The sequence below is a fragment of the Bacillus sp. GB_SG_008 genome (genome assembly GCF_052038115.1).
Lineage (GTDB): Bacteria > Bacillota > Bacilli > Bacillales > Bacillaceae_G > Bacillus_A > Bacillus_A rhizoplanae.
On record NZ_JBPZSK010000001.1, the window covers coordinates 974,320 to 994,033 of the forward strand.

At 36.9% G+C, this 19,714-nt stretch carries 15 protein-coding genes and 1 pseudogene; 15 read left to right on the plus strand and 1 reads right to left on the minus strand.

Annotation, left to right across the window (positions count from 1 at the left end):
- Positions 1 to 86: 86 nt before the first annotated feature.
- The 7 genes from ACTDJC_RS04955 to mutL all read left to right on the plus strand — a co-directional run bounded on the left by ACTDJC_RS04955 (position 87) and on the right by mutL (position 10,445).
- Positions 87 to 1,844 carry a 2-oxoacid:acceptor oxidoreductase subunit alpha gene (locus ACTDJC_RS04955; RefSeq protein ID WP_098309732.1) on the plus strand — a complete coding sequence of 586 codons (1,758 nt, stop codon included), beginning with the start codon at positions 87 to 89 and terminating at the stop codon, positions 1,842 to 1,844.
- Complete coding sequence (locus tag ACTDJC_RS04960; protein WP_098309733.1) at positions 1,831 to 2,697, plus strand: 2-oxoacid:ferredoxin oxidoreductase subunit beta; 867 nt, start codon at positions 1,831 to 1,833, stop codon at positions 2,695 to 2,697. The genes ACTDJC_RS04955 and ACTDJC_RS04960 overlap by 14 nt, the downstream gene beginning before the upstream one ends.
- 328 nt (positions 2,698 to 3,025) lie before the next feature.
- Complete coding sequence (gene miaB / locus ACTDJC_RS04965; RefSeq protein ID WP_440602756.1) at positions 3,026 to 4,555, plus strand: tRNA (N6-isopentenyl adenosine(37)-C2)-methylthiotransferase MiaB; 1,530 nt, start codon at positions 3,026 to 3,028, stop codon at positions 4,553 to 4,555.
- Positions 4,556 to 4,558: 3 nt separating this feature from the next.
- A complete protein-coding gene (locus ACTDJC_RS04970; protein ID WP_098309735.1) occupies positions 4,559 to 4,990 on the plus strand; it encodes a RicAFT regulatory complex protein RicA family protein in 432 nt (143 codons plus the stop codon).
- 174 nt (positions 4,991 to 5,164) lie between these two features.
- Positions 5,165 to 5,716, plus strand: a complete 552-nt coding sequence (gene cotE, locus ACTDJC_RS04975; protein WP_440602757.1) for an outer spore coat protein CotE — start codon at positions 5,165 to 5,167, stop codon at positions 5,714 to 5,716.
- Between the two features lie 128 nt (positions 5,717 to 5,844).
- Complete coding sequence (gene mutS, locus ACTDJC_RS04980; protein WP_253630184.1) at positions 5,845 to 8,514, plus strand: DNA mismatch repair protein MutS; 2,670 nt, start codon at positions 5,845 to 5,847, stop codon at positions 8,512 to 8,514.
- An 8-nt stretch (positions 8,515 to 8,522) separates the two neighbouring features.
- Positions 8,523 to 10,445 carry a DNA mismatch repair endonuclease MutL gene (gene mutL / locus ACTDJC_RS04985; RefSeq protein ID WP_440602758.1) on the plus strand — a complete coding sequence of 641 codons (1,923 nt, stop codon included), beginning with the start codon at positions 8,523 to 8,525 and terminating at the stop codon, positions 10,443 to 10,445.
- Between the two features lie 301 nt (positions 10,446 to 10,746).
- On the opposite strand, the pseudogene ACTDJC_RS04990 reads toward mutL, so the two are convergent.
- Positions 10,747 to 10,959 (minus strand): annotated as a pseudogene (locus tag ACTDJC_RS04990) (integrase core domain-containing protein); the annotation flags it as partial.
- A 245-nt stretch (positions 10,960 to 11,204) separates the two neighbouring features.
- On the opposite strand from ACTDJC_RS04990, the gene ACTDJC_RS04995 reads away from it, so the two are divergent.
- From ACTDJC_RS04995 to ACTDJC_RS05030, 8 genes are all read left to right on the plus strand, one after another.
- Entirely contained in the window at positions 11,205 to 12,695 is a 1,491-nt protein-coding gene (locus tag ACTDJC_RS04995; protein ID WP_440602759.1) for a spore germination protein, read from the plus strand.
- Positions 12,688 to 13,785 (plus strand): GerAB/ArcD/ProY family transporter, encoded by a 1,098-nt coding sequence (locus ACTDJC_RS05000; RefSeq protein ID WP_440602760.1) that lies wholly within the window; start codon positions 12,688 to 12,690, stop codon positions 13,783 to 13,785. Before ACTDJC_RS04995 ends, ACTDJC_RS05000 begins: the two co-directional genes overlap by 8 nt.
- Complete coding sequence (locus ACTDJC_RS05005) at positions 13,782 to 14,909, plus strand: Ger(x)C family spore germination protein (protein WP_440602761.1); 1,128 nt, start codon at positions 13,782 to 13,784, stop codon at positions 14,907 to 14,909. Before ACTDJC_RS05000 ends, ACTDJC_RS05005 begins: the two co-directional genes overlap by 4 nt.
- 468 nt (positions 14,910 to 15,377) lie before the next feature.
- On the plus strand, positions 15,378 to 16,832 hold the full coding sequence (locus tag ACTDJC_RS05010; protein WP_440602762.1) for a YfcC family protein: 1,455 nt from the start codon (positions 15,378 to 15,380) through the stop codon (positions 16,830 to 16,832).
- 32 nt (positions 16,833 to 16,864) lie between these two features.
- Positions 16,865 to 17,989, plus strand: coding sequence for a M20 family metallopeptidase (locus ACTDJC_RS05015; RefSeq protein ID WP_440602763.1), 1,125 nt, complete (start codon positions 16,865 to 16,867; stop codon positions 17,987 to 17,989).
- Between the two features lie 821 nt (positions 17,990 to 18,810).
- Complete coding sequence (locus tag ACTDJC_RS05020) at positions 18,811 to 19,011, plus strand: aspartyl-phosphate phosphatase Spo0E family protein (RefSeq protein ID WP_440602764.1); 201 nt, start codon at positions 18,811 to 18,813, stop codon at positions 19,009 to 19,011.
- A 56-nt stretch (positions 19,012 to 19,067) separates the two neighbouring features.
- Entirely contained in the window at positions 19,068 to 19,235 is a 168-nt protein-coding gene (locus tag ACTDJC_RS05025) for a hypothetical protein (protein WP_440602765.1), read from the plus strand.
- A gap of 88 nt (positions 19,236 to 19,323) precedes the next feature.
- Positions 19,324 to 19,689: a hypothetical protein gene (locus ACTDJC_RS05030; RefSeq protein WP_440602766.1), complete on the plus strand. Its 366-nt coding sequence runs from the start codon at positions 19,324 to 19,326 to the stop codon at positions 19,687 to 19,689.
- Positions 19,690 to 19,714 lie beyond the last annotated feature (25 nt).

Here is a 19,714-nt window from a genome sequence, read left to right on the forward strand (position 1 = left end):
CCATTGTAGTTTCTTGGCTCAAAAAGTGCTAAACTAGTACTGTAAAAAAATACACTACAATGTATGAAGCTAAAGGGGTGTAGGAGATGATTAGTCAACTTTCATGGAAAGTTGGAGGACAACAAGGTGAAGGAATTGAAAGTACAGGAGAAATCTTTTGTATTGCATTAAACCGATTAGGTTATTATCTATATGGTTATCGCCACTTTTCATCACGAATTAAAGGTGGTCATACAAACAATAAAATTCGCGTAAGTACAACAGAAGTACGCGCAATATCAGATGATTTAGATATCTTAATTGCGTTTGATCAAGAAACAATTGACTTTAACTTCCACGAACTACGTCCAGGTGGGATTGTTGTTGCAGATGCAAAATTCAATCCAAGCATTCCAGAGGGAGCAGATGCAACTTTATATGCGATTCCGTTTACGGATATTGCTTCTGAACTTGGTACATCTTTAATGAAAAACATGGTTGCGGTAGGAGCGTCTAGTGCTGTATTAGGATTAGACGAAAATGTATATTTAGAAGTTGTTGATGAGATTTTTGGTCGTAAAGGAGAGCAAGTTGTTGAGAAAAACATGGAAGCAATTAAACGCGGCTCTCAATATATGAAAGAATTGCTAGGCGAAAAAGTAAATATGATGCAACTTGAAAAAGCAGATGGAAAACAACGCATGTTTATGATTGGAAACGATGCAATCGCATTTGGCGCAGTAGCTGGTGGTGCTCGTTTTATGTCTGCTTATCCAATTACGCCTGCTTCTGAGATTATGGAATACTTAATTAAGAAGCTTCCAAAAGTAGGAGGAACTGTTATTCAAACTGAAGATGAAATCGCTGCTTGTACGATGGCAATCGGTGCAAACTATGCTGGTGTACGTACATTAACAGCGTCAGCAGGTCCTGGTTTGTCTCTAATGATGGAAGCAATTGGTTTAGCTGGGATTACAGAAACACCTCTTGTTATCATTGATACACAACGTGGTGGGCCAAGTACTGGTTTGCCAACAAAACAAGAACAATCTGATTTAATGGCAATGATTTACGGTACGCATGGCGAGATTCCGAAAATCGTCATGGCACCAAGTACTGCTGAAGAAGCGTTCTATGATATTGTAGAAGCATTTAACTTAGCGGAAGAATATCAAGTTCCTGTAATCTTTTTAACAGATTTACAACTTTCTTTAGGCAAACAAACAGTAGAACCACTTCAATTAGAAAAGGTTGAAATTCGCCGTGGTAAACTTGATTTACATGCGGAGTTACCAGAGCGTGAAAATAAAGCATACTTCAAACGTTATGAAGTAACAGAAGATGGCATTTCACCACGTGTTGTACCTGGTATGAAAAATGGTATTCACCATGTAACAGGCGTAGAGCACGATGAAACAGGTAAACCATCAGAGTCAGCACTTAATCGCAATGCACAAATGGATAAACGTTTCCGAAAAATGGAAAATATTAAATTCAATACCCCTGTATATAAAAATGCTAAATATGATGACGCTGATGTATTATTAGTAGGCTTTAACTCAACTCGTGGTGCAATTGAAGAAGCGATGGAACGTTTAGAGCAAGAAGGGTTAAAAGTAAACCATGCTCATGTTCGCCTAATTCATCCGTTCCCAACAGCTGAAATGCTGCCACTTGTGAAGAGTGCAAAACGTGTTGTCGTTGTAGAAAACAATGCAACTGGACAGCTTGCTAATATTATGAAGATGAATCTTGGCCACGGTGAGAAAATTTCTAACCTATTGAAATATGACGGAAATCCATTCTTACCGAAAGAAATTTACAACGAATGCAAAAAAGGGGTTGTTTTAAATGGCAACATTTAAGGACTTTCGTAATAGTGTAAAGCCAAACTGGTGTCCAGGTTGTGGGGACTTCTCAGTGCAAGCGGCAATTCAACGTGCGGCTGCAAATGTAGGCTTGAATCCTGATGAATTAGCGGTTATTTCTGGTATCGGATGTTCCGGTCGTATCTCTGGTTATATTAACTCTTACGGTGTTCATAGTATTCATGGACGTGCCCTTCCAATTGCACAAGGTGTAAAAATGGCAAATCGTGATTTAACAGTTATTGCCTCTGGTGGTGACGGTGACGGTTTTGCAATCGGTATGGGACATACAATTCATTCTATTCGTCGTAATATTGATATTACGTACATTGTTATGGATAACCAAATTTACGGTTTAACAAAAGGCCAAACTTCTCCTCGTAGTGAAGCGGGCTTTAAAACAAAAAGTACGCCGCAAGGGTCGATTGAGCCAGCACTATCTGTAATGGAAATGGCATTAACTGCTGGAGCAACGTTCGTAGCACAAAGTTTCTCTAGTGACTTAAAAGAATTAACACAGCTAATTGAAGCTGGTATTCAACATAAAGGGTTCTCACTTATTAACGTATTTAGCCCATGTGTAACTTATAACAAGGTAAATACGTATGATTGGTTTAAAGAGAATTTAACAAAGCTTAGCGAAGTAGAAGGATATGATCCATCTAATCGTATGGTTGCTATGCAAACATTAATGGAAAACAAAGGGTTAGTAACAGGTTTAATTTATCAAAATACAGTGCAACCTTCTTACCAAGAGCTTGTAAAAGGATATAGTGAAAAACCATTAGTTCATGCTGATTTGCAAATGGACCAAAAAATGTTTGATGAACTTGTAGCAGAATTTATGTAATATATGAAGGCTATCGAAATTTCGATAGCCTTTTCTAATGCAAAGTTATGATAAAGTATCTTTGTGATGGGGTATACTTCCTTTACTAAGAAAATTCAGAATGATAGAATAATAAATAAGAGTTACATTATATACGAGCTCTTCACCTCCCTTTAGTATCAGGTAAAATCGTTCATGAATGCAAGGCCTCTCTATTGTTTAATTTGACTGAACGCTTTATACTATAATAATGTGTATAGGAATGAAGCGATAGGCTTTTTATAAAGACAAAATAAACAACAACTAAAAGTCAAAACTGTGTATATGTAAGGTTGAAAGGAGATTATTCATGAACGAAGAGCAACGATTAGCAGGTCAACAAGCAACTTCAACTACTAAAAAAGCAGAAAAAGATTACAGTAAATATTTTGAAAGTGTATATCAGCCACCTTCTTTAAAGGATGCGAAAACACGCGGAAAAGAAGAAATTAAAATTGAGCGTGATTTTGGCTTACCTGAAGAGTTTCGCAATTTTGGTACAGGAAGAAAGTTCTATATCCGTACTTATGGATGTCAAATGAATGAGCATGATACGGAAGTAATGGCCGGTATCTTTACAACTCTTGGATATGAACCAACATTCTCTACAGAAGATGCAGATGTGATTTTATTAAATACATGTGCAATTCGTGAAAACGCTGAAAATAAAGTATTCGGGGAACTTGGACATTTAAAATCTTTAAAACAAAGAAATCCTGATCTTTTAGTCGGTGTTTGCGGTTGTATGTCACAAGAAGAATCTGTCGTAAACAAAATTATGCAAAAACATCAGCATGTAGATATGGTATTCGGTACACATAACATTCACCGTTTACCATACATTTTAAAAGATGCTATGTTCTCGAAAGCGACAGTTGTTGAAGTATGGTCAAAAGAAGGAGATGTCATTGAGAATCTTCCGAAAGTACGCCGTGGGGATATTAAAGCGTGGGTAAACATTATGTACGGATGTGACAAATTCTGCACATATTGTATTGTACCGTATACTCGTGGTAAAGAGCGTAGCCGTCGTCCAGAGGACATTATTAAAGAAGTACGTCATTTAGCGGCAAATGGTTATAAAGAAATTACACTACTTGGTCAAAACGTAAATGCATACGGAAAAGACTTTGAAGATATGGAATATGGTTTAGGAGATCTTATGGATGAACTTCGTAAGATTGACGTAGCACGTATTCGTTTTACAACAAGCCATCCGCGCGACTTTGATGATCGTTTAATTGAAGTACTTGGAAGAGGCGGCAATTTAGTTGAACACATTCACTTACCAGTACAATCTGGAAGTACGGATATGTTGAAAATTATGGCACGTAAATACTCACGTGAGCATTATTTAGAACTTGTACGTAAAATTAAAGAAGCGATTCCAAATGTAGTACTAACGACTGATATTATCGTCGGTTTCCCAAATGAAACAGATGAACAATTTGAAGAAACGATGTCGTTATATCGCGAAGTAGGTTTCGATAGTGCATATACATTTATTTATTCACCACGTGAAGGCACACCAGCTGCTAAAATGCAGGATAATGTACCGATGGAAGTGAAAAAAGAACGCTTGCAACGTTTAAATGCGTTAGTAAATGAATTTTCTGCGAAGCAGAATAAAGCGTATGAAGGACAAATTGTTGAAGTGCTTGTTGATGGAGAGAGTAAAAATAATCCTGATGTACTTGCAGGCTATGCACGTGCCAATAAGCTTGTAAACTTCGTAGCTCCAAAATCTGTAATCGGTCAGCTTGTAAAAGTGAAAATAACAAAAGCAAAAACTTGGTCTCTAAACGGGGAATTGGTTGAGGAGCCGATCGAGGTGAAATAATAGATGAAAATCTTTACAAAAGATGAAATTGTAGAGCAAGCGAAGGAATTAGCAAAAATGATTTCTGAAACAGAAGAAGTTGATTTCTTTAAACGTGCAGAAGCGCAAATTCATAAAAATGAGAATGTAAAACGCACGATTGATGAAATTAAAGCTTTGCAAAAACAAGCAGTCAATCTACAACATTATGGGAAATGGGAAGCGCTAAAAAAAGTAGAATCAGAAATTGATGCGTTGCAAGATAAACTGGATGAAATTCCAGTTGTACAGCAGTTCAAATCTTCTCAAACATATGTAAATGATTTATTGCAGCTTGTCGCAAGTACAATTTCAAACAAGGTCACAGATGAAATTTTAATTTCAACTGGCGGCGATGTATTAAAAGGAGAAACAGGTGCTGAAGTAGCAAATAAAAAAGGCACATGTGGCTGTTAAAAGAGATGTCGAATTCGACATCTCTTTTTGTTTCATTTTATGTATTATCTCCTTCTAGAAAGTAGAAGTTTCACGTTACATAATGAGCAGGACAGAGCATTTGCAAAAAAGAATAACACATTCCGCATTTGTCCCGCATATAATGAATTGAACATTCATTGAGGAGGGGTTCGTATGTCTGAATTTAGAGAAATTATTACGAAAGCAGTTGTGGGAAAAGGGCGTAAGTATATGAAAACAACCCACACTGTTACACCGAATCATCCGCCGACAAGTATTTTGGGGTGTTGGGTTATTAACCATGCATATGAAGCAAATAAAAATGGAAAGTATGTAGAAATCGAAGGATTCTACGATATTAACACATGGTATTCGTATGAAGAAAATACGAAAACAGAAGTCGTGACAGAGCGTGTGCATTACACAGATGATGTGAACATTGGTTATCGTGATAAGAACTTTTCTGGGGAAGATTTAGAAATTGTTGCACGTGTCGTACAACATCCAAATTGTTTAGAAGCTGTTATTTCACCAAATGGAAACAAAATGGCTGTCACTGTGGAACGGGAATTTGTAATAGAAGTCGTGGGTGAAACAAAAATTTGTGTGAGTGTGAATCCGGAGGGCTGTCAAGAAGATGATCAGCAATTTGAAGTTGAAGTTGAAGTAGATGATGATGAGTTTGAAGAACTTGATCCGAACTTTATCATAGAGGAAGAAGAATAAGTTGAAGCTAGGGAGAATCTCTTCCTAGCTTTTTGTATATGTTTCAGATGATGGAACAAAATCATTCGTGTATAATTGTGTTATAATATATTTTTAAAGTGAAAAAGAAAGACGTATGGGGGATCAAAATGGCACAGTACACGCCGATGATGCAGCAATATTTAAAGATCAAGGCAGATTATCAAGATGCCTTTTTATTTTTTCGATTAGGCGATTTTTATGAGATGTTTTTTGAGGATGCTGTAAAAGCAGCACATGAACTTGAAATTACATTGACGAGTCGCGATGGGGGCGGGAGCGAACGGATTCCGATGTGCGGGGTACCGTATCACGCTGCGAAAAACTACATTGAACAACTGATTGAAAAAGGATATAAAGTAGCGATTTGTGAACAAGTTGAAGATCCAAAAACAGCAAAAGGTGTTGTGCGCCGTGAAGTTGTTCAGTTAATTACGCCAGGAACGATGATGGAAGGTCGTACAATAGATGAAAAGGAAAATAATTTTCTCGCAGCACTAGCACATTTTGAAGATGGTTCCTATGCATTAGCATGTAATGACTTAACAACAGGTCAAAATACAGTAACATTGTTAACTGGAACACTTGAAGATGTATTACTAGAAGTATATGCAACGGGTGCGAAAGAGATTGTCGTATCTTCCACGTTCTCTAAGGAAGAATTGGACAAGATGTTAGCAACATTAAAAATGACGGTTTCATATGAGGAAGAAACGAAAATTCCAGAGAGTCTTAGACACCTCGTTCAAAATGTAACGCAAACGAAATTAATTGCAGCAGTTGGACGTTTATTTAACTATGTTTTACGAACACAAAAACGTTCACTAGATCACCTGCAACCGGTTGAAATTTATTATACAAATCAATTTATGAAGATTGATGTTCACTCTAAACGTAATTTGGAGCTAACAGAAACCATTCGAACAAAAGAAAAAACAGGCTCCCTATTATGGTTGTTAGATAAAACAAAAACAGCAATGGGTGGACGAATGTTAAAGCAGTGGATGGAACGCCCACTCATTCAAAAAGAAAAAATTGAAGAACGTTTAGAGATGGTTGAAACGTTTGTGAACGATTATTTCTTACGTGAAGATTTAAAAGAAAAATTAAAAGAAGTATACGACTTAGAACGGTTAGCAGGAAAAGTTTCATATGGAAATGTCAATGCGCGTGATTTACTGCAATTAAAGCGTTCCTTAATGCAAGTTCCGGCTATTTTAGAGGCAGTTAGTCTGTTAGATAATTCTTATGCTGCAAACTTAATTCAAGGTGCTGATCCTTGTGAAAGCTTAACGGCGTTATTAGAGAGAAGTATTCAAGAAAATCCGCCACTTTCTATAAAAGATGGTGACATTATAAAAGACGGTTATAGTGAGAAATTAGATCAATATCGCTACGTAAGTAAAAACGGAAAAACATGGATTGCAGAGCTTGAAAAACGTGAGCGTGATATAACAGGAATTAAATCATTAAAGATTGGTTACAACCGTATTTTTGGTTATTATATTGAAGTTACAAAAGCAAACCTTACCGCACTTCCAGAAGGACGCTATGAACGAAAACAAACACTTGCGAATGCAGAGCGTTTTATTACAGACGAATTAAAAGAAAAAGAAACATTGATTTTAGAAGCAGAAGAAAAAATCGTTCAGTTAGAATATGATTTATTCACGGCTCTTCGCGAAGAAGTGAAAGTGTTTATTCCGAAGTTACAGCAATTAGCGAAAATTATTAGTGAACTAGACGTCCTTCAAAGCTTTGCAACTGTAAGTGAAGAAGAACAATTTGTAAAACCAATATTAACGAGTAAACGAGAAATCTTTATTAAAGATGGCCGTCATCCGGTCGTTGAAAAAGTATTAAACGGCAAGTTGTATGTTCCAAATGATTGTATAATGCCTGAAAATATGGATGTTTTTTTAATTACTGGTCCAAATATGTCCGGTAAAAGTACGTATATGCGTCAATTAGCACTTATTACTGTTATGTCGCAAATCGGTTGCTTTGTACCAGCAGCAGAAGCTGTACTCCCTGTGTTTGACCAAATCTTTACGAGAATTGGGGCAGCAGATGATTTAATTTCAGGACAAAGTACGTTTATGGTTGAAATGTTAGAAGCAAAAAATGCGATTGCGAATGCATCGGAAAGAAGCTTAATTTTATTTGATGAAATTGGTCGTGGTACATCTACGTATGACGGTATGGCATTAGCGCAAGCAATCATTGAGCATATTCATGATCAAATTGGTGCGAAAACGTTATTTTCAACACACTATCATGAATTAACAGTGTTAGAAGAAAGTTTAGATCAACTGAAAAATGTGCATGTTTCAGCGATTGAAGAAAACGGAAAAGTTGTCTTCTTGCATAAAATTCAAGAAGGAGCAGCAGATAAGAGTTACGGAATTCACGTTGCTCAGCTTGCAGAGCTGCCAGATAGCTTAATCGCTCGTGCCAAAGAAGTATTAGCGCAGCTTGAAGGTCAAGAGGAAGTAACCATTCCAAAACGAACGGAAGTCAAAGTTCCAGAAGAAATCGTACAAGAACCTGTAGTCGTGAAAGAAGAACTAGAGGCATTGCCGCAAGAAGAAGTGGAAGAAGAATCACAGCTATCCTTCTTTGCGGTGGAACAAACAGCGGAAAAAGAAGATAAGTTTGTACTCGATTCAAAAGAAACAGCAGTATTAACACAAATCAAAAAAATAGATTTACTAGATATGACACCGCTAGAAGCATTAAATGAACTGTACCGTTTACAGAAAAAGTTGAAGAAAGGATGAGTAAGTAGATGGGGAAAATTCGCAAACTCGATGATCAACTTTCTAACTTAATTGCAGCGGGAGAAGTAGTAGAACGACCTGCTTCAGTTGTAAAAGAACTTGTCGAAAATTCCATCGATGCGAATAGTACATCTATTGAAATCCACTTAGAAGAAGCTGGATTATCGAAAATTCGCATCATCGATAATGGAGATGGAATTGCTGAAGAAGACTGTATCGTTGCTTTTGAACGACATGCAACAAGTAAAATTAAAGATGAAAATGATTTGTTTCGTATTCGGACGCTTGGTTTTCGTGGTGAAGCATTGCCGAGTATTGCGTCTGTTAGTGAATTAGAGTTAGTAACGAGCACAGGGGATGCGCCAGGAACACACCTTGTTATTAAAGGTGGCGAGATTTTGAAACAAGAAAAAACAGCGAGCCGTAAAGGAACAGATATTACGGTTCAAAACCTGTTTTTTAACACACCAGCACGTTTAAAATATATGAAAACGATTCATACAGAGCTTGGAAACATAACGGATATTGTATACCGCATTGCTCTATCACATCCAGAGGTCTCTCTGCGTTTGTTTCACAATGAGAAAAAACTGCTTCATACATCAGGAAATGGTGATGTAAGACAAGTTCTTGCTGCAATTTACAGCATTCAAGTCGCGAAAAAACTAATTCCAATTGAAGCAGAATCGCTAGACTTTACGATTCGTGGTTATGTAACGTTGCCAGAAGTAACGCGTGCATCTCGTAACTATATGTCAACGATTGTGAATGGTCGTTACGTTCGGAACTATGTCTTAATGAAAGCTGTGCAGCAAGGCTATCACACATTGCTACCTGTTGGACGTTATCCGATTGGCTTTTTATCGATTGAAATGGATCCGATGTTAGTTGATGTGAATGTTCATCCAGCAAAACTAGAGGTTCGCTTCAGTAAAGAACAGGAACTATTGCAGCTTATTGAAAAAGCATTGCAAGATGCCTTTAAAAAAATTCAGCTCATTCCTGATGCTGGTGTTACGACAAAGAAAAAAGAAAAAGATGAAAGTGTTCAGGAACAGTTTCAATTTGAGCATACAAAACCGAAAGAACCATCGATGCCAAATATTGTTTTACCAAGTGGAATGGATGAGCAAGAAGAAGAAAAGCCAAAGCAACAGTCACCGCTTTGGAATCCACCAAAGCAAGAATGGCAGCCACCACAATCTCTCGTAAAAGAAGAAAACAATTGGCAACCGTCCAAGCCAATTGTAGAAGAACCGCTTCCACAAGAGAATGAGTGGGAAGAGCGTGAGGAAGATTTTGAGTTAGAAGAACTGGAAGAAATGCAAGAAATCGAAATGAACGGAAACGATTTACCACCGCTTTATCCAATTGGGCAAATGCACGGAACATATATTTTTGCTCAAAATGATAAAGGTTTATATATGATTGACCAGCATGCAGCTCAGGAGCGCATTAACTATGAATATTTCCGTGATAAAGTAGGACAAGTTGCACCAGAGGTACAAGAATTACTCGTTCCATATAGAATTGATCTATCACTCAATGAATTTTTACGAGTAGAAGAACAACTAGAAGAACTGAAAAAAGTAGGATTATTCCTAGAGCAATTCGGCCATCAATCGTTCATTGTACGTTCACATCCAACATGGTTTCCAAAAGGACAAGAAATGGAAATCATTGATGAAATGATGCAGCAAGTATTGAAATTGAAAAAGGTTGATATTAAAAAACTGCGCGAAGAAGCAGCTATTATGATGAGCTGCAAGGCATCTATTAAAGCAAATCAATATTTAACGAACGATCAAATCTTCGCCTTATTAGAAGAACTGCGAACAACAACAAATCCATATACATGTCCGCATGGCAGACCGATTATTGTGCATCATTCGACTTATGAACTGGAGAAGATGTTTAAGCGGGTGATGTAGGATTTTTGTGAAAAGGGAAAAAAGTTCGCTACTGAGTAATGAAAATTGTTTATACTGTTGAAAGTTAGTATAAAGAATGAAAAGTACTACTGAATTAATGAATTTTTACGTTATTATACTAAAAAAATGATAATGTAAGAGAAGAATATTTTAATAGATAAAAAAGCATGACAATTGTATGTCATGCTTTTTGTTAGTTATCCGTAATTTATAGGTTCGATGTTTTGTGGTACGTATAGAGACTACTAATGGTAGAGTGGATTTGAGTCAATATTTTGGACACAAAAAAGTTAAATCTAAGCTACCTCTTAACCAGATCTTCTATTGCTTGGGGAGTTTTATAACCAATGCTACTATGAATCCTCTTGCGGTTATATCATCCCTCGATGTATTGAAATAGTGCTAAGTTTGCGTGTTCAAATGTGACATATTTTGTGCGATATACTTCTTCTTTCTTTAAAATAGCGTGAAATGACTCGATACAAGTGTTATCATACGGACACTTCCTCCTTGAAACCCATTGTAAGGACTCAACTAAGTTGTGTCCTTATGATTATAAACTCTACTGTGGACAAATTCTTTTGCGATAAATGAATAATGGAAAGAAGTTGGTTTAAGTACTAACTTCTTTTTTTATATATTTCTTGAAAAGTAAAAGTAAGGTAAACACATCCGTGATAGTCATTAAATAGAATAATCCTTATTTGTACTGGAAATGCTAATATAAATTGTTAAAAAGTGAGTAAAGGATGTTTTTTCATGCTTAGAAAATGGATGAAAAAAGTGAAAACTTCGAATGAATGTGAAAACTTCCAAAACAAAGAAGTAAAATCTTTCTCTGCCAAAGTAGATGACGACATACTCTTTATCAAAAGTTCACTTGTTCATACAGAAGATCTCATTATTCATGATTTATCTGAACATGGTTGTCTGCTTTTTATTGAATCCCTGGTCGATTTAGAGAAAATCTCCGATAAAGTTTTAACTCGCATTAATAGCAGTAACGATGAAATCATATGCGACAAGAAAATCGTTAACTTATATGATGCCACTAGTTTACTTTTAGATGGATATTCTATTTTCATTTCTGAAGGTAAGAACTACGCAGCTGTTTTCTATACTTCAGCTTTTGAAAAGAGAGCGATTCAAGAGCCTTTAAGTGAAAAAGTGTTAAGGGGTTCACATGATGGCTTTATTGAAAGTTTAGAAACGAACATTCAATTAGTTCGAAGGTCCGTTAAAAATCCGAATCTAATGGTAAGGTATATGACGCTGGGAGAGAGATCCCACACGAAGATTGCGATTATCTATTTAGAGGGTTTGATCAACAACGACATTGTCAATGAATTGTTTCGCCGATTATCTTACTTAAAAGTTGATTATATTCAATCACCTGGACACATCCAGGAATGTATTGAAGATGAAGCATTTTCCCCTTTTCCGCAAATGTTAAATACGGAACGGCCAGATCGGGTGACGTCTAACCTGATGGAAGGAAGGTTTGCCATTTTATCAGAGGGGAGTCCAACGGCCATTATTGCACCCATTAATTTCTTTGCTTTTTTACAATCACCTGACGATTATAATAATCGTTGGCTGATTGGTTCTTTCATTACGTTATTCCGTATATTAAGTATTATGATTGCGATTGGGTTACCTGCTGTATACATTGCAGTGGTTTCCTTTCATTATGAGGTAATCCCATTTGAACTTTTATTTGCTTTAAAAGGAACATTAGAATATGTACCCGTTGCCCCCATTGTGGAAGCCATGTCCATGCTTATTATCTTGGAACTGTTAACTGAGGCGTCTACTCGTTTGCCAAGTCCGATTGCCCAAACGATTGGTGTGGTTGGCGGTTTAGTCATCGGGACTGCGGTAGTGGAGGCTAATTTAGTATCGAATTCCATGATTGTGGTTGTGGCTTTAACAGCAGTGGCTTCCTATACCGTTCCAGTAACTGAGATGGGAACATCGATTCGCTTGCTTGGTTTCCCTCTTATGGTCGCTTCTTCTTTATTTGGCTTTATCGGGATTGTGATCGGGTTAATGATGATTCTCGTTCATTTATGTAAGTTAGAATCCTTTGGTACACCCTATTTTTCGCCCTTAGCACCTTTTAAGTTATCAGAAAATAAAGGTACTATTATCCGCCTTCCGCTTTGGAAATTTATTAAAAGACCTACCAGTACACGGCCAAAGGATATCATCAGAATAGGCAATCTTAGAGGATGGAAACGAAATGAATGAAAAGAGTATTACCCAAAAACAATTATTTTTTATGATTTTTCAATCCCAAGTAGCAAGCGGGCTACTATCACTACCATTTAGTGTTCATAAACATACCAAAAGTGATGGCTGGATATCTATTCTTATCGCTGGCACTAGTATACAACTATTGATTTTACTATTATGGATTTTACTTTGGGGATTTAAAGGAAAGAACTTCTATGAGATTACGGTTATTGTTTTTGGTAAGTATCTGGGGAAGTTTATTAATTTTTTATATATCATTTTCTTTGTGCTTGTTATGTCTTTATTGGCTCTTAGGTTTTCAAATTTTTTAAAAAAATGGATTTTAGATTATACACCTTTTTCGATTCTCGTATTGCTATTAATTGTAACGGGGATCTATATTGGTCAAAACAATTTGCGGGTCTTAGCCCGGTTTTACACACTTGTTACTGGGTTAATCATTTTATCCACTGCACTTCCTTGGTTCTCATTTTTGACTAATATTCAATTCGCGTACCTATTCCCAATTGGCCAATCAGGATTGAGAAATATGGTTATAGGTGCCCATGATGCGATGGTGGCCATGATAGGATTCGAATTAATGCTGGTGATTTTACCCTGCGTTGAAGGTACATATAAACAATCATTAAAAAGCATTTTGTTGGCAAATATGATGGTCACTTTGTTATATGTCTATTTTACGGTAAGCTGTTATTTGATATTTAGCCCTGAGGAGATCAAGATTCTTCCAGAACCTGTTTTATATATATTGAAAGCAGTCAATTTTCAATGGACAGAGAGACTGGATTTAATCTTTTTATCTATTTGGATTATTCCTATGTCTACATCTTTCGTCACCTATTTATATCTTTCTAGTACAGGAGCAGCGAATATGCTTCATAAAGGACAAAGAAAGTACCCCGTATGGTACTTGCCGCTGATTGCGTTTCTGATTGGGTTATTTTTTTCCTCCGAGTTCAAAATTGAACAATTTGGAAAATATGTTTCTTTTGGAAGTTATGCCTTTCTTCTCTTTATTCCACTACTTACGTTACTCATATCCATAGTAAGGAAGAAGTTCAGCTATAGGAGTTCATCTATATGAGAAAAAAAACGGCCATCTGCTTCGTTAGCATCTTATGGTTATTAACAGGGTGTTGGGATCAGCATCTATTAAAGGATAATAGCTTAGTTTTGGGAATCGGTCTTGACGCAGCCGAAGGCGAGAAAGTAGTCAATACGGCAGTCATTCGGGCCCCTAAAGCAGAAAGTGGCGGGACTGGAAAACCCTCTTCAACAAACGTCATTTATAGTGCAATTGGAAATACATTTCGAGAAACACGGGCAGGTATCGAAAAACAATTAGGCGGAGAATATGCTCCAAATAAATTAAGGGTTCTTGTCATGGGAGAAGATTTAGCTAAAAAGGATATTTATCCTAACTTAGATATTCTCTATAGAGATCCTAGGAATTCTTTATCGGCGAAACTGTTGATTGCCAGAGGTACGGCAAAAGAACTTTTGAGCATTAAGAAGTCAAAAGAAGTTTTTATAAGTCAAAAACTGCTGGAAGCTGTCAATAGATCAGAAGAACATACCCTTATTCCAAGTGAAACCATTCAATCGATTTGCCCGGATTTATTTGATCCCGGGAAAGACTTTGCATTGCCATATATTATTAAAGAAGGATCAGACTCTTTTAAAATACTGGGAATGGCCCTTTTTCATGATAGGGTGTTTACGGGTAAGGTATTGAAAGGTGAAGATGCGACGACCTTGTTATATCTAAATGGAGAAGAAGGGGATGTTGCAAGATTTACCCTTAAGGTTAATCCGGAAGAGGCACGGCATCAGAATCAATTCATATCGACCAGCACTTTTTTAAAGGATCATACTTTAAAAGTGAAAGTAGATAAACTTCATAAAATCTCAGCTGAAATTACCTTGAAAATTAATATCACGGCAATGGAATATCCGCTAGATCATTTTTACAAGCAAACTGTAATAAAGAAATTGAATAAAGAGATCTCCAAGCAATTAACACAAAAAGCTGAATTTGTCATAAAGGAACTACAACAAGCAAATTGTGATTACTTTGGAATAGGCAGGAAAGTGATGGCGTATCATCCTGAAACATGGAAGGAGATTGATTGGACAGATACGTTCCCCACTATTGATATAAACACTAAAATCGAAACAGAAATAACAGGGACGGGTATTATTAAATGACGGTTTATTAATCTAAGTGCGACACTTCTTCCATGAAACCCATTGTAAGGACTTAACTAAGTTGTGTCCATATGACTATACTAACTCTAGGTGCGATTGTTGAACAACAATTAAAAGGGCGATACATATTATGCGTGACTAATATGTATCACCCTTTATTTTTACGACTTTTTTATAATCTATTTTTATGAAATTTGTTCATAATATAATAATGGTTATATTATAGGTTATCCAATAACCAATAAAACATCCTATAAACTGACCGGAGATCAGTATTTAATAGATTATTTGTAGTATTTAAAGTTGGCATGATTCTTGCTTAAAAGAAAATGTAAGCGCTAAACTTTATAACACAATGAAATGAGGGGGATGACCTGTTCAAGAGTCAATCAAAATAAGGGGGTCAAAGCTCCAAAGGAAAGAAGAGGAGCAAGATGAAAAAAGAATTTTGGAATTGGGGGAAACTTCATGCAATCTATTAGGAAAGAGATAGCAGTTGAAAAGACAGCCGGTCAGGAGAAAGCGGAGAAGAAAAGAAAATTCGTACAGCCTGACGCTTATGTTTTATTATTTTTCGTTGCATTAATCTGCGCTATTGCGACATACATTCTACCGGCAGGTCAATTTACAAAGATAAAAAAGGGAGATATTTCCATGACGGTGCCTGGAAGTTATCACCATGTTCATTCAAATCCCACTGGTTTCGTAGATTTCTTTACTACGATTCAAAACGGAATGGTGAAAGGCGCACCGATTATTTTCCTTATCCTATTTACAAGCGGAGCTTTAGCTATCATTGAAAAATCGGGTGCGCTCGATGCGTTTCTTAAGTCCACCCTTATCCGATTGAAAAATCGCTTGCTATTTTTAATTATCCCTGTAGGATTGATATTTTCTGTTTTAGGAACAACTGGAATTGTCACCAATGCTGTAATCGCTTTCATCCCGTTAGGGTTACTTGTCGCACGTGAGTTGAAATTGGATCCTATTTTCGGCGTTGCCCTTATTTATCTAGGAACCTATGCTGGTTGGAACGTACCTGTTTTTGCTCCTCAAACGCTTGGGCTATCCCAGCGTATTGCCCACCTTCCGCTTTTCTCGGGAATGGGCTACCGGGTCATTATCTACCTAGCGTTTCTGGCTGCTACTATTATATATATATATATGTATGCACGCAAAATTCGAAAAGACCCAAACAAGAGTATCCTCGGTCCAGAATCGTTCGCTTCTGAGATTGCAGAGAAAGGTGATGAAGTAGCGACTACGGTAACGGTTTCCTTGCAGCAAAAGCTAATTTTATCGTTTGCGGGATTATCCTTATTAGGTTTTATGATTTTCTCTCAGGTATTTAAATGGACGGAAAATGAAATGGCTGGTCTTTTCATTTTTATTGCCATCGGCGTTGGTTTAATCGCGCGAATGAGTGCAAATGATATTGCATTTACATTTATTCAAGGCTGTAAACAAATGGTCTATGGAGCTCTCATTGTGGGGATGGCCAGAGCAGTAGGTATAATCCTTGAGGATGCAAAGATATTAGATACCATCGTCAATGAATTGGCAAAACTCCTTGAACCGTTATCTCCGATTGCCGGTTCGATTGGAATGTTTATTGGAAGTGCGGCTCTGCACTTTTTGATTTCTTCCGGTTCTGGGGAATCTACTGTGTTGATGCCGATTCTTATCCCTTTGGCAGATTTGATGCATATTACGCGTCAAGTAACTGTCCAGGCGGTTATGTTTGGGGAAGGGGTAGTAAACACAATCAATCCGACATCCGGTGTGCTGATGGGTGTACTAGCAATGAGCGGCATCTCTTATGGAAAATGGCTGAAGTTCATGCTTCCATTAACGGCAGTTTGGTTTGTTCTCTCATGTATTTTCATCATTATCGGTATGATGATCAACTGGGGACCTTTCTAAGAAATTAACGATAAATAAAGGAGACTCCAAATATGGATAAAGTACTAGAATATTTAAAACAACACCAAGAAGAGATTATGGAGGATCTAAAAACACTTGTGCTAGCTGAATCGCCTTCGCATTCGAAAGTACAGGTGGATCAATGTGGAGAAGTGATTCAACAGCTGTTTAAGAAGTATCTTGACGTTGAGGCGGAAGTGATTCCCCAAGAGCATGCGGGGAATCAGCTGCGGTTTAGTTATGGGGAAGGCGATGCCCAAATCTTAATCATATGCCATTTTGACACTGTCTGGGAGGTGGGAAGGCTTTCCTACCGAGTAGAGGGAAACAAGGCGTATGGGCCAGGCATCCTGGATATGAAAGGAGGAATTACCCAAGCTCTTTGGGCGCTGAAAGCCTGCCGTGAGTTGGGAATTTCCTTAAACAAAAAGATCGTTTTCCTTTGCACCAGCGATGAAGAGCTTGGAAGCAAAATGTCTAGGGCGTTGATTGAACGTGAAGCTTTAAAGAGCGAGGTTGTTCTCGTTCCGGAGCCAGCAGCACCACATACAGGTGCACTTAAAACAGTCCGAAAAGGGGTTGGCAAGTTTTCTATCAAGATTAAAGGAAAAGCAGCGCATGCAGGGCAGGATCATCAGAATGGAATTAGCGCGATACAGGAAATGGCTCATCAGATTTTATTCTTGCACTCACTTACCGATTATGAGTCGGATACAACTCTAAATGTCGGCGTGGTACAAGGCGGAAGCTCCGAAAATGTGGTAGCAGAACAAGCGGAACTGGCTGTGGATCTGCGAATCAGCCAGCTCGGTGAGGGGGAGCGTGTTTCGGAAATCATTTATGGGCTAAAGCCGCATCAGGAAGGGATATCCTTACAGGTTTCAGGTGGAGTTGTCCGCCCGCCTATGGAAAAAACAGCTCAAAATGAAAAATTGTTTAATCTGGCAAAAACATGCTCATCTGAATTAGGATTTCACTTGACTGAGGAATCAGTAGGTGGGGGCAGTGATGGGAACTTCACTTCCGCATTAGGCATTCCAACGCTAGATGGGTTAGGTCCAGTGGGAGAAGGTAACCATGCCGAACATGAGCATATTGAAATCAATCAGCTTCCCGTTAGGGCCGCCTTGATTGCCCACCTTCTTCGTAAATTATAATTTAAATAAAAAAAATGCAACTCCAGGTTTGGTACTTGCATTTTTTTTTTTTTTTTTTGCATAGGAAAATTTAAATTAGAAAAAGCGTGAAAAACGAACGAATTTTCCTATCAGGATAAAAAACTTCCTCTAATAGCGATCTGGTTTCCTTGAAATACTCTGATAGGAGTTTTTTATTTATAGTTTTAGGTTTGTTTTTAGATTATTTTTATTCTAAAAAAAGGGTTTTAAGAGGAGAGACAATGGAGAGATCAAAATATAATAATGGTTATATTATAGGTTATCCAATAACCAATAAAGAAACTTAAAAACTGGCCCAATACTAATAAAACAACTTAAAAACTGACTAAATATCAGTGTTTAGTAGGATATTTCAATTAATTAAAAATTGGCATAATTCTTGCGTAATAAACTGTAACTTCTGAAGTTTATAACACAATGAAATGAGGTGGATGACCTATTGAAGAGTCAATCAAAATAACGGGTTCAAAGCTCCAAAGGAAAGAAGAGGAGCAAGATTGAAAAAAATTTCGGAATTGGAGGATACTTCATGCAATCCATTAGGAAAGAGACGACATTTGAAAAGACAGCCGCTCAGGAGGATTGAGGTGCAAAAAGAATTAGATAGCTAACTCAACATGAATATTACTTACTCCATCAGCAATTTTTATTCAGAATGAAAACCTTATACCAAATATTAACGGTAAAATAATTTTAATATTCATAATATTACTTATATTTTTGTTCATATTTTGATAAAATTCGATGTTTGCACCAGAACTATTATTTATATTTATGAAGAAATTGGTAAAGATTGAGAGGTGAGTAAAGTTAATGATTTGAGAAAATTATTAGCTCTAAACAAGAGTATTGATGAACATCGCCATGACATGTATGAATTCGCAAAGGAGAAAAGCTTATCAGATCCACAGATAATAAAAATCAGCCAACAATTAGATAGAGAAATTATCATATGGCAAAAATCGGTTCTTGTGCAAAAAACAGGGCACAATTGCGATTAATCCCTAAAACTTGGACATACTGATACTATCAATCTAGAAAAGGGATGGTGTTCAGTGTGAAGAAGCAAAGTTTTTTTAAACGGAAGCACTATGAGCCTGATATTATTTTACCAATGCAACAATTCATTGATTTTGCTTTGAAAGTCAATAGTTTACTAGGAAAAGGTCATGCAAAGGTTGAAATCTTCCTTTCATGTTGCGTTATGTTAACTCGATATGTATAGGGTATACATACATTCTATATGGCTTTTTATCTTAGATGTTCCGTAAGCTAAAACTAAACAGATTCGATTTTAGAAGGAGAAAATAAGAATGTCTAAATACGATGAGTTATTTCAAGATTACGTTTTTGAACTAATGAAGGCTGTTATCGAAGAAAAAGAACGATTTGAAAGAATTCGTAAGATAAATCAGGATAAATTCGAAAGTAAGCAAGAGTTAGAAAAATGGATTCAAGAGAGATTTGGACCTATCTCTACTCAAGGACGCATTATTGCTGTCTTAAGGAAATATTGGTTGAAATGTGAAGAACTAAATATGCTAGGTGAAGATGAGTACGCTAATCCGAGAGATTTTGTTGTAGATTGGTTATCAGGAACGCACCAAGAACTGTATGAGATTATAAAATCTATGCCATATTATCCAATTGGAGTTGATGAAGAAGGAAACTATTGTTAACTTCCGCTGACGGGAATTATGTGAA

Coding starts and splice junctions, on each gene's coding strand:
- ACTDJC_RS04955 (WP_098309732.1), top strand. CDS start 87: ATGATTAGTCAACTTTCATGGAAAGTTGGAGGACAACAAGGTGAAGGA.
- ACTDJC_RS05030 (WP_440602766.1), top strand. CDS start 19,324: ATGTCTAAATACGATGAGTTATTTCAAGATTACGTTTTTGAACTAATG.
- ACTDJC_RS05010 (WP_440602762.1), top strand. CDS start 15,378: ATGCAATCTATTAGGAAAGAGATAGCAGTTGAAAAGACAGCCGGTCAG.
- ACTDJC_RS05000 (WP_440602760.1), top strand. CDS start 12,688: ATGAATGAAAAGAGTATTACCCAAAAACAATTATTTTTTATGATTTTT.
- mutL (WP_440602758.1), top strand. CDS start 8,523: ATGGGGAAAATTCGCAAACTCGATGATCAACTTTCTAACTTAATTGCA.
- ACTDJC_RS05005 (WP_440602761.1), top strand. CDS start 13,782: ATGAGAAAAAAAACGGCCATCTGCTTCGTTAGCATCTTATGGTTATTA.
- ACTDJC_RS05015 (WP_440602763.1), top strand. CDS start 16,865: ATGGATAAAGTACTAGAATATTTAAAACAACACCAAGAAGAGATTATG.
- ACTDJC_RS04995 (WP_440602759.1), top strand. CDS start 11,205: ATGCTTAGAAAATGGATGAAAAAAGTGAAAACTTCGAATGAATGTGAA.
- mutS (WP_253630184.1), top strand. CDS start 5,845: ATGGCACAGTACACGCCGATGATGCAGCAATATTTAAAGATCAAGGCA.
- ACTDJC_RS04970 (WP_098309735.1), top strand. CDS start 4,559: ATGAAAATCTTTACAAAAGATGAAATTGTAGAGCAAGCGAAGGAATTA.
- miaB (WP_440602756.1), top strand. CDS start 3,026: ATGAACGAAGAGCAACGATTAGCAGGTCAACAAGCAACTTCAACTACT.
- ACTDJC_RS04960 (WP_098309733.1), top strand. CDS start 1,831: ATGGCAACATTTAAGGACTTTCGTAATAGTGTAAAGCCAAACTGGTGT.
- cotE (WP_440602757.1), top strand. CDS start 5,165: ATGTCTGAATTTAGAGAAATTATTACGAAAGCAGTTGTGGGAAAAGGG.